This is a genomic window from Pseudoxanthomonas sp., assembly GCF_036845285.1.
In the GTDB taxonomy this organism is placed as follows: domain Bacteria; phylum Pseudomonadota; class Gammaproteobacteria; order Xanthomonadales; family Xanthomonadaceae; genus Pseudoxanthomonas_A.
This window is the reverse complement of record NZ_DAIUEE010000003.1, coordinates 76885-91644: the sequence shown is the minus strand read 5'-3', so window position 1 is coordinate 91644 and position 14760 is coordinate 76885. Positions and strand designations below refer to the sequence as shown.

Annotated in this window: 11 protein-coding genes; all 11 read right to left on the bottom strand. The window is 67.7% G+C overall.

Annotated elements, in window-relative coordinates:
- Positions 1–3: 3 nt before the first annotated feature.
- Entirely contained in the window at positions 4–3561 is a 3558-nt protein-coding gene (dnaE, locus tag V7060_RS05080) for a DNA polymerase III subunit alpha (RefSeq protein ID WP_334178171.1), read from the bottom strand.
- Between the two features lie 184 nt (positions 3562–3745).
- Complete coding sequence (locus tag V7060_RS05075; protein WP_334178170.1) at positions 3746–4156, bottom strand: hypothetical protein; 411 nt, start codon at positions 4154–4156, stop codon at positions 3746–3748.
- Between the two features lie 153 nt (positions 4157–4309).
- Positions 4310–4915, bottom strand: coding sequence for a ribonuclease HII (gene rnhB, locus V7060_RS05070; protein WP_334178169.1), 606 nt, complete (start codon positions 4913–4915; stop codon positions 4310–4312).
- A gap of 147 nt (positions 4916–5062) precedes the next feature.
- Complete coding sequence (gene lpxB, locus V7060_RS05065) at positions 5063–6310, bottom strand: lipid-A-disaccharide synthase (protein WP_334178168.1); 1248 nt, start codon at positions 6308–6310, stop codon at positions 5063–5065.
- Positions 6311–6327: 17 nt separating this feature from the next.
- A complete protein-coding gene (gene lpxA / locus V7060_RS05060) occupies positions 6328–7116 on the bottom strand; it encodes an acyl-ACP--UDP-N-acetylglucosamine O-acyltransferase (RefSeq protein ID WP_334178167.1) in 789 nt (262 codons plus the stop codon).
- Between the two features lies 1 nt (position 7117).
- The gene (fabZ, locus tag V7060_RS05055; RefSeq protein ID WP_062354858.1) at positions 7118–7573 is read right to left on the bottom strand and encodes a 3-hydroxyacyl-ACP dehydratase FabZ; all 456 of its coding nucleotides are present in this window, start codon (positions 7571–7573) and stop codon (positions 7118–7120) included.
- On the bottom strand, positions 7573–8592 hold the full coding sequence (lpxD, locus tag V7060_RS05050) for a UDP-3-O-(3-hydroxymyristoyl)glucosamine N-acyltransferase (protein ID WP_334178166.1): 1020 nt from the start codon (positions 8590–8592) through the stop codon (positions 7573–7575). Before lpxD ends, fabZ begins: the two co-directional genes overlap by 1 nt.
- 117 nt (positions 8593–8709) lie before the next feature.
- The gene (gene bamA / locus V7060_RS05045) at positions 8710–11190 is read right to left on the bottom strand and encodes an outer membrane protein assembly factor BamA (RefSeq protein ID WP_334178165.1); all 2481 of its coding nucleotides are present in this window, start codon (positions 11188–11190) and stop codon (positions 8710–8712) included.
- A 122-nt stretch (positions 11191–11312) separates the two neighbouring features.
- Entirely contained in the window at positions 11313–12689 is a 1377-nt protein-coding gene (gene rseP / locus V7060_RS05040; RefSeq protein ID WP_334178164.1) for an RIP metalloprotease RseP, read from the bottom strand.
- Positions 12690–12702: 13 nt separating this feature from the next.
- Positions 12703–13890, bottom strand: a complete 1188-nt coding sequence (locus V7060_RS05035) for a 1-deoxy-D-xylulose-5-phosphate reductoisomerase (RefSeq protein WP_334178163.1) — start codon at positions 13888–13890, stop codon at positions 12703–12705.
- Between the two features lie 2 nt (positions 13891–13892).
- Positions 13893–14753 carry a phosphatidate cytidylyltransferase gene (locus tag V7060_RS05030; protein WP_334178162.1) on the bottom strand — a complete coding sequence of 287 codons (861 nt, stop codon included), beginning with the start codon at positions 14751–14753 and terminating at the stop codon, positions 13893–13895.
- Positions 14754–14760 lie beyond the last annotated feature (7 nt).

Sequence of the window (14760 nt, the reverse complement as noted above, 5' to 3'; positions counted from 1 at the left end):
GCGTCAGTTCGCCCACGGACGATGGAACGCGGGCTTGGCCGCGCGCACGCCGGGCATCGAGCGCAGGGCGTCGAGCAGCTCCGCATCCACGCGCACCGCCTTCTGGCCGTTGAGGTCGAGCATGCCGGCGATGGCCGCGTCGGGGGTCGCCATCAGCAGGTCCAGGCGCAGCGGCGTGCCGCCGGGGCGATGGCGCGCCAGCAGGGCGTCGACGCGCTCCCACAGGCCGGGTACGCGCAGGTCCAGGCGCAGTTGCAGACGCTGCGCATGCTGCTGGCACAACTGGGCGTAGTCCCACACCTGGCGGATGCGCAGGCTGTAGCCGCCACTGAATTCGTCCTCGCGCAGGCCGCCCTTGATGACCAGCACGCGGTCGCGCGTCATCAGCGCGCCGAACTCGGCCAGCGCATCGGAGAACGCGCTGCATTCGATGCGGCCGCGGCCGTCTTCCAACTGCACGAAGACCTGGCTGTCGCCCTTGCGGCGGATGCCGACCACCTGGCCCGCCACGATCGCATTGACCTCGGGGCGCCAGCCTTTCTTGTCGCCGCCGGACGAACTGGACCAGATGCGGTCGAGTTCGCTGAGGTCGCTGCCGACCAGCGAACGCAGGTCGTCGTGGTACGGGTCCATCGGATGGCCGCTGAGGTAGTGCCCCAGCGTCTCGCGCTCGCCGTGCAGCACCTGCATGAGCGGCCATTCATCGGTGTTGGACAGTTCAACATGGATGTCGTCGCCGCCGCTGCTGGAACCGAACATGTCGACGATGCCGGCATTGCGGTTCTTGCTGATCTGGTCGATGGCCTTCAGCACTTCCGGCAGCTGCAGCGCCAGCGACGCGCGGTTGCGGCCCAGCGCATCCAGCGCGCCGGCATTGATCAGCGCTTCGAGTGCGCGCTTGTTGAGCTTGGACGAGTCGGCGCGCTTGCAGAAATCGAGCAGGTCGCGGAACGCTCCGCCTTCGCGGCGCGCTTCGGCGATGCTTTCGCACACGCCCTGGCCGACGCCTTTCACCGCGCCCAGGCCGTATCGCACCGTGTTCGCGTCGGTCGCCACGAACATGAAGTCCGAATGGTTCACGTCCGGCGGCAGCACGTTCAGGCCCAGGCCACGCGCTTCATCAAGGAAGGCGACCACCTTCTCGGTCTTGTCCATGTCCGACGACAGCGTGGCGGCCATGAACTCGGACGGATAGTGCTTCTTCAGCCACGCCGTCTGGTAGGCGACCAGCGAGTACGCGGCGGCGTGCGACTTGTTGAAGCCGTAGCCGGCGAACTTCTCCATCAGGTCGAAGATTTCGTCGGCCTTGCGCTCCTGCACGCCGCCCTTGGCGGCACCCTCGCGGAAGATCTCGCGGTGCTTGGCCATTTCGGCCGGCACCTTCTTGCCCATCGCGCGGCGCAGCAGGTCGGCGCCGCCCAGCGAATAGCCGCCGACGATCTGCGCCATCTGCATGACCTGCTCCTGGTAGACCATGATGCCGTAGGTCTCTTCCAGCATGGTCCGCGTGCGCGGGTCGGGATACTCGAATTCCTCGCGGCCGTGCTTGCGCTCGACGAACGACGGGATCATGTCCATCGGACCCGGGCGATACAGCGCGTTGAGCGCGATCAGGTCTTCGAAGCGGTCGGGCTTGGCTTCCTTCAACGCGCGGCGCATGCCGGTGGATTCGAACTGGAACACCGAGCCGGTGTTGCCGTTGGCGAACACGTCGCGGTAGACGCTGGCATCGTCCAGCGGAATGGTGGTGATGTCGACCGGCGGCACGCCGGCGCGCGCATGGCGCACGTTGATCGCCTTCACCGCCCAGTCGATGATCGTCAGCGTGCGCAGGCCCAGGAAGTCGAACTTCACCAGGCCGACGGCTTCCACGTCGTCCTTGTCGAACTGGGTGACCGGGTTCTTGCCGCGACCGCCTTCGTCGTGTTCGGCGAACAGCGGGCAGAAGTCGGAGAGCGGCGACGGCGCGATCACCACGCCACCGGCGTGCTTGCCGGCGTTGCGGGTGAGGTCTTCCAGCTGGCGCGCCAGGTCGATCAGGTCGCGGACGTCATCCTCGTCGCGGTAACGGTCGATCAGTTCCTGCGAGGCCGCCTCGCTGTTGCCTTCGCCCATCGCATCCTTCAGCGTCACGCCCAGGATGTTGGGGATCAGCTTGGCGACACCGTCGACCAGGCCGTACGGAAAGCCGAGCACGCGACCGGCGTCGCGCACTACCGCCTTCGCCGCCATCGTGCCGTAGGTGATGATCTGGCTGACGCGGTCGCGGCCGTACTTGCGCGCGACGTAGTCGATCACCTCGTCGCGCCGGTCCATGCAGAAGTCGATGTCGAAGTCGGGCATCGACACGCGTTCCGGGTTGAGGAAACGCTCGAACAGCAGGCCGTACGGCAACGGGTCCAGGTCGGTGATCTGCAGCGCCCACGCCACCAGCGAGCCGGCACCCGAGCCACGGCCGGGACCGATCGGGATGCCGTGGTTCTTTCCCCACTGGATGAAGTCGGCCACGATCAGGAAGTAGCCGGGGAAACCCATCTTGCAGATGGTGTCCAGCTCGAAGTCGAGCCGCTGCTCGTAGTCCTCGCGGGTATGCCCGGGCGCCAGCGGATTCTTGTCCAGGCGCGCCTTCAGGCCGTCGTGCGACTGGCTGCGGATCCAGCTGTCCAGCGTCTCGTCGTCGGGCACCGGATAGGCGGGCAGGAAGTAGGTGCCAAGCCGCATCTCGATGTTGCAGCGCTGCGCCAGCGCCAGCGTGTTGTCGATCGCGTCCGGCACGTCGGCGAACAGGTCGGCCATCTGCTCGGCCGACTTCATGTATTGCTCGGCGCTGTACTCGCGCGGACGCTTGGGATCGTCCAGCACACGCCCGGAGGCGATGCAGACGCGCGCTTCGTGCGCGTCGAAATCGTCCGGCGACAGGAAGCGCACGTCGTTGCTGGCGATCACCGGCAGGCTGCGCGACCCGGCGGCATGCAGGGCGAAGGCGTTGAAGGCCTCTTCACCATCGCGCTGCGTGCGGGTCAGTTCCAGGTGCAGGTCGTCGCCGAACGCGCGCTGCCAGTCGGCGAGATGCTGTTCGGCCAGGTCATGGCGGCCGGTCAGTGCCAGCCGGCCGGCCAGGCTCTGCCGTCCCATGATCGCGAACAGGCCATGGTGGTCGGCACGCAGCCAGTCCGGGTCGATCGCGACGCCATCGGTGCGATGCCCTTCCATCCATGCGCGCGACAGCAGGCGCGACAGCGACAGGTAGCCTTCGCGGTCGCGGCACAGCAGCGTCACCGGCCATGGCGCGTCGTTGCCGTCGGCCACCAGCAGGTCGGCGCCGGCGATGGGCTTGATGCCTACGCCCTCGGCGGCCTTGTAGAACTTCACCAGCGCGAACAGGTTGTTGCGGTCGGTCACCGCCAGTGCGGGCATGCCGAGTTCCACCGCCCGGCTCAGCAGGTTGGCCTGCTTGGCTTTCCTGGGGTCGGCATGGTCCGGTTTCTCGGGCACGCGGATGATCGAATCCGCGAGCGAGAACTCGGTGTGCAGGTGGAGGTGGACGAAACGGGAAGACATGCCGGCCCAGAATGCTGTCGGGGCAGCGTACCGGCGGGGGTGGGGAGGGGCAAGGCTTGACATTCCGGCGTCGCGGAACGGGCCGTACGGGACAAAAAAAGGCCGCCCGGGGAAAGGCGGCATAGGGGAAAACCCGAGGGCTCGGGCGGGGTAGGGCGCGACGACGTGGGACGCGCCCGGAGGATCAGTGGATGCGGAACATCGGGGTAGGTTCCGGCGCATAGCTGCTGGAACGGACCTGCCGCAGGTGCGACGCCAGTGCGGCTTCGGCAGTGCGGGCGGCTTCCCAGTCGGCGCGGGTGAAGTGCAGCGCCCCGGGCGCGCACCCGCGTAGTTGCGCTTCGATGGCGCGCAGGCGGCGGAAGTCCAGGTAACGCGCGGTCTCGTCGGCGACCAGTAGCCAGGCGGCTTCATCGAGCGAGGGGAGAGCAGGGTCGAGCAAGGCCATCAGCGCCTGGAGCAGGCGCTGGCGCAGGGTCGACGCCTGCGACCAGTCGCGATCCGCCAGCAGGCTGCGCAACAGCTGCACGCGCGCGTCGTCGACACGGTGTGGCGTGGGGGAAGGGGATGGAACAGCGGTGTTCATCTGGGTCATGGCGGCGCGCCTCGTGGGGGAAGAGGGCTCCCGTGCGTGATGGCGCGCGGGATGCAGGGCCATGGTGCCGGTGGGAGCGCAGGCACGCGCCTGCTGGAAGCCATCGTGACCATGGACACCATGCCGATGGTCACGCGGTGGTCGCGCGCGATGTCAGCGCCGGTCGAGCGCCTTGCGCACGGGCGCGAAGCTGCGCCGGTGGTGCGCGCACGGACCGTGCTGCGTCAGTGCCGAAAGATGCGCGGGCGTGGGATAGCCCTTGTGGACGTCGAAGCCGTACTGCGGGAACGTCGCATGCAGTTGCACCATCAGGCGGTCCCGTGACACTTTCGCCAGGATCGATGCCGCCATGATCGCCGGCTCGATGGCGTCGCCACCGACCAGCGTTTCCGCCATGCAGTTCAACCCCTTCGGCGCGCGGTTGCCGTCGATGCGGACCAGTTCGGGGAACGGCTGCAATGCCATGACCGCACGGCGCATGCCTTCCATCGTCGCCTGCAGGATATTGAGGCGGTCGATCTCGTCCGGCTCGACGAAGGTCACGTGCCAGGCGAGCGCGCGTTCCTGGATCTGCGGGAACAGCGCTTCGCGTTTCGCTTCGCTGAGCTGCTTGGAGTCGTTGAGTCCCGCGATGGGCCGGGATGCGTCGAGGATCACCGCCGCGACGGCAACCGGTCCGGCCAGGGGGCCGCGGCCCGCTTCATCCACGCCCGCGATCAGGCGGACGACAGGATCGGGAAACAGTGAAGCCGACGTCATCGCACGATGCACCCTGTAGGAGCGACGTAAGTCGCGATAGGGGAAACGACATCCACGGAGAGTCCGCTCGTCGCATGAACAGATACAGAGGGACGTTGTCTGGAGGATGCTGATGAAGCAGCGGCTGTCATGGTTCGCGGTCGCGACTTACGTCGCTCCTACAGAGTGACTGATCAGTTCCGCCACCGCATCGGCCGCGCTCGCCGATGCGTCCTGGCGCAGTTGCTCGTGCAGCCGCTGGTAGACGGGCTGAAGGCCGGCGACCGCCCCCGGTTCGCGGAACCACCGCAGCACGGCCGCAGACAGCTGCGCGGGCGTGCAGTCGTCCTGCATCAGTTCCGGCGCGATGTCTTCGCCTGCCAGCACGTTGGGCAGCGCGTAGCGTTCGACCTTCAGCAGGCCCAATCCCTTGACGATGCGGTAGGTCAGCGGCGCGATGCGGTAGCCGACCACCATCGGCCGCTTGCACAGCATCGCTTCCAGCGTCGCGGTGCCGGAGGCGAGCAGCACGACGTCGCTGGCGATCATCGCCTCGCGCGCGTGTCCGTCGAGCAGGTGCCACGCAGCATCGGCGCCGTGGGCGGCGAATTGGGCTTCCAGTGCTTGCCGACACGCTGCGTTGGCCGCGGGTACGACGATCTGCAGGTCCGGAATCTGAGTGGCCACCTGGCGCGCCGCTTCGAAAAAAGCCGGCGCCAGCCGCCCGATTTCACCGAGCCGGCTGCCGGGCAGCACCGCCAGCATCGGTGCATCGGTCGGCAGGCCGAGTGCGGCGCGGGCCGCCGCACGATCCGGCTGCAACGGGATGTCGTCGGCCATCGGATGACCGACGAAGCGCGCATCCACGCCGTGCTTCGCGTAGATCGGTGGTTCCATCGGGAACAGGCACAGCACGCGGTCGGCACTGTGGCCGATCTTCTCGGCGCGCCTCTCGCGCCACGCCCACACCGACGGACTGACGTAGTGCACGGTGCGCACGCCGCGCTGTTTCAGCCAGCGCTCGATGCCGAGGTTGAAGTCGGGTGCGTCGATGCCGACGTAGACGTCCGGCTTCCAGTCCAGCACACGCTGGCGGAACGCCTTGCGCAGGCGCAACAGGCGCGGCAGGTGGCGCAGCACTTCGGCCAGGCCCATCACCGCCAGTTCGTTCGCGTCGAACCAGGTCTCGCAGCCGGCGGCGCGCATCGCATCACCTCCGATGCCCGCGAACTCCGCGTGGGGATGATGTTGGCGCAATGCCGCGATCAGGCCCGCGCCCAGGCCGTCGCCCGACGCTTCGCCGGCGCACAGCGCGATGCGTACGCCACGCGTGGCGGGAATCGGGAAGGGGGAATAGGAAGGGGAGCGGGCAAGGGGGGCGGACGAAGAGCCGTCTTGACCATTCCCGAGTCCCACTTCCCGATTCCCGGCACTCACCGCTGCAGCGGCCGTTCGCCGCTTTCGATGAAGTGCAGCAGCGCCTTCACGTCGTCGCTGGCCTGGGCCTGTTCGGCGAGCTGCTGCTTGGCATCGGCCAGCGGCAGGCCGGCGACGTACAGCGTGCGGTAGGCGCGCTTGATGGCGGCGATGCGGTCGGCGTCGAAACCGCGACGCTTCAATCCTTCGCTGTTGATGCCGCGCGGCCGGCCGGAGGCCTCGCCCGCGACCATCGTGAACGGCGGCACGTCGCCGCTCAGCAGCACGCCCATGCCGATGAACGCGTGCGCGCCGACACGGCAGAACTGGTGGACGCCGGCGAAGCCGCTCATGATCACCCAGTCTTCGATGGTGACGTGGCCGGCCAGCGTGGAGTTGTTCGAGAACACGCAGTGGTTGCCGACGATGCAGTCGTGCGCCACGTGCGTATAGGCCAGCAGCATGTTGTCGCTGCCGATGCGGGTGATGCCGCCGCCGCTGCCGGTACCGCGGTTCAGGGTGACGAATTCGCGCACCTGGTTGCGGTCGCCGACCACCAGTTCGACGCGCTCGCCCTTGAACTTCTTGTCCTGCGGGTCGCCGCCGGCGGCCACATGGCCGACGAAATGATTGTCGCGGCCGATGCGCGTCGGGCCGGTGATCGTGCAGTGCGGGCCGATCACGGTGCCGTCGCCGATCTCGACCTCGGGGCCGACATAGGCGAACGGACCGATGCGTACGCCTTCACCCAGCGTCGCGCCGGCATCGACGACGGCGCTGGGATGGATGGCGGTGGGGGCGCTCATCTCAGCGGGTGTCCTCGGCGCACAGCACGTCGGCGCAGGCGACCTGTTCGCCATTGACCGAGGCCACGCCGGTGTAGAAGGCCATGTTGCGGATCAGGCGCTTCAGGGTGACGTCCAGGTCCAGGCGGTCGCCGGGCACCACCATGCGGGTGAACCGCGCATTCTCGACCTTCACCATGTAGAACATGCGGCCCGCGGTGTCGCCCTGGTGGGACAGCTGAGTCAGCAGTCCGCCGGCCTGCGCCAGCGCCTCGATGATCAGCACGCCCGGCATGATCGGGCGATCCGGGAAGTGGCCGGTGAAGAAGGGTTCGTTCTGGGTGATGTTCTTGTAGGCCAGCACGCGCTTGTCCTTCTCGAACTCCACCACGCGGTCCACCAGCAGGAACGGGTAACGATGCGGCAGCAGCTTGCGGATGGTGGCGGCGTCGATCGGTAGTTGCAGGTCTAGGGTCATCAGGATTCCTTGTCGGCTGCCAGCACCCGTCGTGCGAGGGTGTCCAGTTGCTTGAAGCGGGCGGCGTTCTTGCGCCAGGTACGGTTGTCGGTGAGCGGCGTGCCGCTGGAATATTCGCCGGGTTCGGTGATGGAACTGGTCACCAGCGACATGGCGGTGACCACCACGCGGTCGCAGATTTCCAGGTGGCCGAGGACGCCGGCGGCACCGCCGATCAGGCAGTAGCGGCCGATGCGGGCACTGCCGGCGGCAGCGCTGCACCCTGCCATTGCGGTATGCGCGCCGATGCGGACGTTGTGGCCGATCTGGATCTGGTTGTCGAGGCGGACGTCCTCCTCCAGCACCGTGTCGTCGAGTGCCCCCCGGTCGATGGTCGTGTTGGCGCCGATCTCGCAGTCGTCGCCGACCATCACGCCGCCGAGCTGCGGCACCTTGATCCAGTGCCCGCTGTCCATCGCCAGGCCGAAGCCGTCCGCGCCGATCACGGCACCGGGATGGATCAGCACGCGCTGGCCCAGGCGCACGCGCGTGACCAGGGTGACGCGGGCGATCAGTTCGCAGCCGTCGCCGATCAGGCAGTCGTCGCCGATCACGCAGCCCGGGCCGATGACGCTGCCTTCGCCGACGACGCTGCGCGCGCCCACCACCACGAAGGGCCCCACATGGGCGCCGGCCTCGATGCGTGCGCTGGGGTCGATGACGGCGCTGGGATGGATGCCGGGTTCGCGAGCCGGCTTGCGTTCGAACAACGCCGCCATTTTCGCGAAGGCGGTATAGGGATCCTTCGCCACCAGCACGGCGCCCGCAGCCTCGCCGGCGTCGTCGGCACGCAGCACGACCAGGCTGGCGCGACTGTCCGCCAGCTGGGCGCGGTAGCGGCTGTTGGCCAGGAAGGCGAGCTGCCCCGGCTCGGCCCGCGCCAGCGTGGCCACGCCGTCGATGCGGAGGTCCGCATCGCCACGCAGCTCCAGCGCGAAGCGCTCGGCCAGGTCACCGGAGGTGAAGGAAGGAGGATTCATAGGGCGTGTAGTTTAGCCCCTGCCGCGCGCGAACCGCTTTCACGGTGGCGTATGGTGGACAGCAGAAGGGGGGCTTCCGCCCCCCATCCTGGCCATCCGGCTTGCGTGCCGCAGCCGTCAGAACGCGCCGCCGAAGGTGAACTGCAGGCGCTCCAGTTCGTCGCCTTCTTCCTTCTTGATCGGGAAGGAGTAGCTGATCGAGATAGGACCGACCGGGGCACGCCAGAGCAGGGCGATACCGGTGGAGGCGCGCAGTTCGCCCGCATCGAAGTTGTCCACGCCGTTGAACACGTTGCCGAAGTCGAAGAAGGCCGAGACGCGCGCCGCATTGGAGTCGAACAGTTTCGGGAAGATCAGCTCGACCGAGCCGGTGGTCTTCAACGAACCGCCCAGCGGCTGGCCCCGGTAGCCCGAGATCACTTCGGAGCGCGGACCCAGCGTGTTGTCGCGGAAGCCGCGCACTGAGCGCGTGCCGCCGGCGTAGAAGTTCTCGAAGAACGGCAGCCCGCTGGCGACCAGCGTCCTGTCGAGCGTGCCGCCGTCGGCGCAGGTGCCATCGGCCGCCGGTCGCGTGGTGGTGCCCTGGCCGGGGATCTGAGGATCCGAGCCGGTTGCGCGGCAGATGTAGCGGTAGATGTCCGAACCGTAGCTGTCGCCGTAGCCGACTTCCGCGCGGGTGTTCAACACGAACGAGGGACTGAGCGACCAGTACTTGGAGAACTCGTAGTTGAGCTTGTAGTACTGCACGGTGGAGCCGGGCAGCGCCACTTCGGCCGACACGCGCTGGTAGGTACCGCCGGTGGGCATGAAGTAGTCGTTGCGCGTGTCGCGCGCCCAGCCGAGTTCGGTGCGCCAGGCATGGAACGTGCGCTGGCCCACCGCATCGATGTAGTCGACGATGGACCGGGGCGTGGAGCCGCCGAAGGTCAGGATCTCGTTGCTGTCCACGCCGAACAGCAGCGACACGGTGTCGTTCTCGGTGATCGGCAGGCCGAGGATGCCTTGCGCCGCCGCGCTGGTGGTCGAGTATTGCGCGGTGTTGAAGTCCGAGTAGTCGAACTCGCGCCACCACAGGTTGTAGCCCAGCGACATGCCTTCGTCGGTGAAGAACGGGTTGGTATACGAGAACGAATAGCGCTGCAGGTAGTCGCTGCGCTGCGCTTCGACCGACACGCGGTTGCCGCCGCCGAGGAAGTTGTTCTGCGACAGCTGGATCGAGGTGGTCAGGCCGGACAACTGCGAATAGCCCAGGCCGAACACGAAGCTGCCCGAGGTCGTTTCCTTCACGTTGAAGACGACATCGACCTGGTCGTTGGTGCCGGGGACCGGTGTGGTTTCGACGTCGACCGTCTCGAAATAGCCGAGGCGGCGCAGGCGCACGCGCGAACGGTCGACCGCGACCTGCGAGAACCAGCTGCCTTCGAACTGGCGCATTTCGCGACGCAGCACTTCGTCGGACGTGCGCGTGTTGCCCTTGAACACGATGCGACGCACGTTGACGCGCGGCCCCGGCACCACCTGCAGGTTGATCGCGACGGTGCGGTTGTCGCGGTCGATGGTCGGGATCGGGTTGACCTGCGCGAACGCGTGGCCGATGTTGCCCAGCGTGGCGGTGATCGAGTCGGCCGTCATTTCCAGCAGGATGCGCGAGAACGTCTGCTCGGGCTTCACGATCACCAGCTTCTCGACCTCTTCCTTGGGCAGCACCGTGTCGCCGGTGACCTTGACGTCGGAGATCTTGTACTGCTCGCCTTCGGTGATGCCGGCGGTGATGAACATGTCGCGCTTGTCGGGACTGATGGATACCTGCGTGGAGTCGATGTTGAAATCGACGTAGCCGCGATCCAGGTACCACGAGTTCAGGCGCTCCATGTCGCCCGACAGCTTTTCCTTCGAGTACTGGTCGTCGCGGCGGTACCACGACAGCCAGGTGGTTTCCTTGGATTCCCAGTTGTCCAGCAGGTCTTCGGTGGCGAACTTTTCCGCGCCGACGACGTTGACGTGCTTGATCTTGGCGGCCTTGCCTTCCTTGACGGCGATGGTGACGTCCACGCGGTTGCGGTCCAGCGGGCTGACGGTCGGCGTGATCTCGACGTTGTACTTGCCGCGGTTGTTGTACTGGCGCACCAGTTCCTGCGTTACCCGGTCCAGGCTGAGCCGGTCGAAGGTTTCGCCTTCGGCCAGGCCGATGTCCTTCAGGCCCGACATCAGGTCATCGGTCTTGATGTCCTTGTTGCCGGTCAGGGTCAGCTTGTTGATCGCCGGGCGTTCGGTGAGGGTCACCACCAGGATGTCGCCCTGGCGGTCCAGCTTCACGTCCTCGAAGAAACCGGTCTTGTACAGCGCGCGGATGGACTCGCCCACATTGGTCGGCGTGACGACGTCGCCGCGCTCGATCGGCAGGTAGGTCAGCGCGGTACCGGTCGAGATGCGCTGCAGGCCATCGATACGGATGTCCGTCGCGGTGAACGGTGCATTGCTCAGCGGCGCGGCGGCCACGGGCGCGGCAGCGGGTTCCGTCGTCTGGGCCAGTGCCGGCATGGCGATGGCCGAAGCCAGGGCGAGGGCAAGCAGGCGGCGGGAAGGCAGTCGCGTCATCATCACATCCGGTTGGGGTGGTTCCTGCAACGCAGGAGTGGACCGCGGGGTGGCGGTCCGGGGTGTCGCCAAGGAAAGGGCGGCCACCTTGGAGCGGGCCGGCCCGTGGAAGTTCAGGGGCATCAGGTCACCAGACGCGTCATCAGACGCAGGATGTCGTTGTAGAACGCCAGTCCCATCAGGCCCGCGAGTGCGGCCAGGCCCACATATTGTCCGGCCACCATGTGGCGCTCGCTCAAGGGGCTGCCCTTGACCAATTCGATAAGGTAATACAGCAGGTGCCCGCCGTCCAAGACGGGGATGGGCAGCAGGTTGATGATGGCCAGGCTCAGGGACATCGCCGCCAGGAACCAGAGGAACCAGTCCACGCCCCGTTTGGCCGAGACATTGGCGACCTGGGCGATGGTGATGGGGCCGGACACGTTCTTCAGCGAGGCCTCGCCGGTCAACATGCGCCGGATCATGCCCAGCGAGTCCGAGGTCAGTTTGCCGGTCTCACGCAGGGCCGCAGGCACGGCCGCCAGGGGGCCAAAGTGGAGCCGCGTGTCGTAACCCGGCATCCGGACCTCATCGGGCGGGGCCAGGCCCAGTGCCCAGTAGTGGCCCTTGCCGGCATCGGGGTGCTTCGTCCAGCGCGGCGTCAGTTCGAACGCAAGGCGCTGGCCCTTGCGGTCCACTTCCACCATGGCGCCGCTACCTTGCTTGCCCAGCACGTCGACCTGGCGCGCGATGTCGGCGAAGCCGTACACCCGCTGGCCGTCGACGGCGGTCACGGTGTCGCCGGCCTCGAGCACGCCGTCGGCGGCCGAGCCGGGCGCGACCTTGCCGATGACGGCCGGGGTTACCCAGTGCTGCCAGACCAGGCCGCTCAGGCCGATCACGTTTTCCTGGTCGAATCCGGCTGGCAGCCGCGACAGCGGCAGGGTGCGCGTTGCCGTCCCTCCCGCGGCCGTCTCGACGTCCACCGGCAGGTCTGCGCCGTCGATGGCGGCCTTGGTCAGCGCGATAGACGCGTCGGTCCAGGTATCGATCGCGCGATCGCCGACCCGGATGATCCGGTCGCCGCGCTGGAAACCGGCGTCGGCTGCGAGGCCCGAGGCGCTACCCAGCGTGGCCGAGTAATCCTGCTTGCCGATCACGAACATCGCCCACAGCAGGATCACGCACAGCAGGATGTTGGCCAGCGGGCCGGCCGCGACCACGGCGATGCGCTGCCAGACGGACTTGCGGTTGAAGGCCTGGTCCAGCTGCGCGGCAGGAACGTCGCCTTCGGCTTCGTCCAGCATCTTGACGTACCCGCCCAGCGGGATGGCCGCAACGGCGAACTCGGTGCCGTTGCGGTCGCGGCGCGACCACAGCGGCTTGCCGAAGCCCACGGAGAAGCGCAGCACCTTCACGCCGCACCGGCGCGCCACCCAGTAGTGGCCGAATTCGTGGAAGGTGACCAGTACGCCCAGCGCCACGATCATCCACCAGATTGAGCCCAGCACGTCACTCATCGGATGTCGGTGCTCATGCGGAGAGGTGGCCTGCGAGGTTGTGTTCGGTCAATCGACGGGCCTCTGCATCCGCTGCCAGCAGGACCTCCAGCGAATCCGCCGGCACCGCAGGCAGCGCGGCGAGGGCGTCCTCGACCAGCGCAGGGATGGATAGGAAACCGATCCGGCCCTGAAGAAAGGCTGAAACTGCGACTTCGTTCGCGGCATTCAGGACGGCCGGTGCGGTGCCGCCAGCCGCCATGGCCTCCCACGCCAGTTGCAGGCACGGGAAAGCCGCCAGGTCCGGAGCCTCGAAGTCGAGCCGCGGGTGCTTCAGCAGGTCCAGCCCGCCCACGCCGGAATCGATCCGTTCGGGCCAGCCCAGACCCACCGCGAGCGAGGTGCGCATGTCCGGCAGGCCGAGCTGAGCCAGCGTGGACCCGTCGACGAATTCCACCAGCGAATGCACCAGGCTCTGCGGATGCACCAGCACGTCCAGCCGGTCGCGGCCGACGCCGAACAGGTGGTGCGCTTCGATCAGCTCCAGGCCCTTGTTCATGAGCGTGGCCGAGTCGACCGAGATTTTCGGACCCATCACCCACTTGGGATGGGCGATGGCCTGTTCACGCGTGACCTGGGCCAGTTCGGCGCGGCTGCGGCCCCGGAAGGGCCCGCCCGACGCGGTCAGGACGATGCGGCTGACCTGGGCCTGAGCCTGTCGTGAACGCAGGCACTGGAAGATGGCGTTGTGTTCGCTGTCGATCGGGATGATTTCCGCGCCTGCGGCATCCGCTGCGGCGATCATCAGTTCGCCTGCGAGCACCAGCGATTCCTTGTTGGCCAGCAACAGGCGCTTGCCGGCGGTGGCCGCGGCCAGCGTCGACGCCAGCCCGGCCGCCCCGACGATCGCTGCCACCACGACGTGGCAATCCGGATCGACGACCAGCATATCCAGCGCCGCCATGCCGGCGTGCGCGCGGGTCGCCAGCCCGGCATCGGACAGGCCGTCGCGCAGGCGTGCGTACAGGGCTTCGTCGGCGATCACCGCATGGTCGGGACGATGCGTCGCACACAGGGCCAGCAGCGCGTCCACGTTGCCGCCGGCCGCCAGCACGCTGGCGCGGTAGCGCTCCGGATGGCGCGCGATGACGTCCAGCGCCGACGCGCCGATCGAGCCCGTCGCGCCCAGGACCGCCACATTGCGGGAGGCATGCACGGCCATGCTCAGAATCCGAAGATTTCCTTGCCCAGCACGAAGATCGGCAAGGCCGCCAGCACGCCATCGATACGGTCCAGCACGCCGCCATGCCCGGGGATCAGGTCGCCCGAATCCTTGGCGCCGACATGCCGCTTGAGCAGGCTCTCGAACAGGTCGCCGACCACCGAGAAGAGCACGGTGAACACGGCCACGATCAGCACCCCGGCAAGCTGTCCGACACCCGCGCCGGCCATCAGCGCGCCGGCGGCGGCCACCAGCATGCCGGCGACCAGCCCGCCCAGCAGGCCCTCCAGTGTCTTGTTCGGGCTGATCCGGGGCGCCAGCTTGCGGCCGCCGAACCAGCGTCCGCCAAAGTGACGGCCCGCGAAGTAGGCGCCGCTGTCGGCCGCCCACACGATGGCCAGGGCGACGAACAGCCAGATGTGCCCGTTCGGCTGCGACGAGTGGATCAGGCCCAGCGCGCACCAGGCCGGCACCACGGCCAGCGTGCCTGCCGCCAGCTTGAAGACGCGCGCCCAGGTCTCGTGGTCGGAGGCGAAGGTGAAGAAGCGCAGCCACAGCAGCGCCAGCAGCCACCAGACCACGCCGGCCAATGCCATCAGGCGCAGCGGCACCAGGTCGGTGGCGTCGCCCGAGCCGCGCGATGCCCACACCAGTGCCACCATCACCAGCAGGTTGGCGGTCAGCAGCACGGTACGCTGCAGCGTGTCGTCGATCTCGGCGAGCTTGAACCACTCCCACAGGCCCACCAGGAACACAAGCGCGGCCAGCATGGCCAGCCAGGAGGTGGGCAGCAGCAGGATCGCGCCGATGGCGAAAGGCGCCATCACCAGCGCGGCGATGACACGGGTGCGGGTGGCGCTCATGCGATGC

Excerpts from the sequence above, each read along its gene's own strand:
- lpxD (WP_334178166.1), bottom strand. The coding sequence starts at position 8,592 with ATGAATCCTCCTTCCTTCACCTCCGGTGACCTGGCCGAGCGCTTCGCG.
- rnhB (WP_334178169.1), bottom strand. The coding sequence starts at position 4,915 with ATGACGTCGGCTTCACTGTTTCCCGATCCTGTCGTCCGCCTGATCGCG.
- lpxA (WP_334178167.1), bottom strand. The coding sequence starts at position 7,116 with ATGAGCGCCCCCACCGCCATCCATCCCAGCGCCGTCGTCGATGCCGGC.
- fabZ (WP_062354858.1), bottom strand. The coding sequence starts at position 7,573 with ATGACCCTAGACCTGCAACTACCGATCGACGCCGCCACCATCCGCAAG.
- V7060_RS05035 (WP_334178163.1), bottom strand. The coding sequence starts at position 13,890 with ATGGCCGTGCATGCCTCCCGCAATGTGGCGGTCCTGGGCGCGACGGGC.
- dnaE (WP_334178171.1), bottom strand. The coding sequence starts at position 3,561 with ATGTCTTCCCGTTTCGTCCACCTCCACCTGCACACCGAGTTCTCGCTC.
- V7060_RS05075 (WP_334178170.1), bottom strand. The coding sequence starts at position 4,156 with ATGACCCAGATGAACACCGCTGTTCCATCCCCTTCCCCCACGCCACAC.
- rseP (WP_334178164.1), bottom strand. The coding sequence starts at position 12,689 with ATGAGTGACGTGCTGGGCTCAATCTGGTGGATGATCGTGGCGCTGGGC.
- V7060_RS05030 (WP_334178162.1), bottom strand. The coding sequence starts at position 14,753 with ATGAGCGCCACCCGCACCCGTGTCATCGCCGCGCTGGTGATGGCGCCT.
- bamA (WP_334178165.1), bottom strand. The coding sequence starts at position 11,190 with ATGACGCGACTGCCTTCCCGCCGCCTGCTTGCCCTCGCCCTGGCTTCG.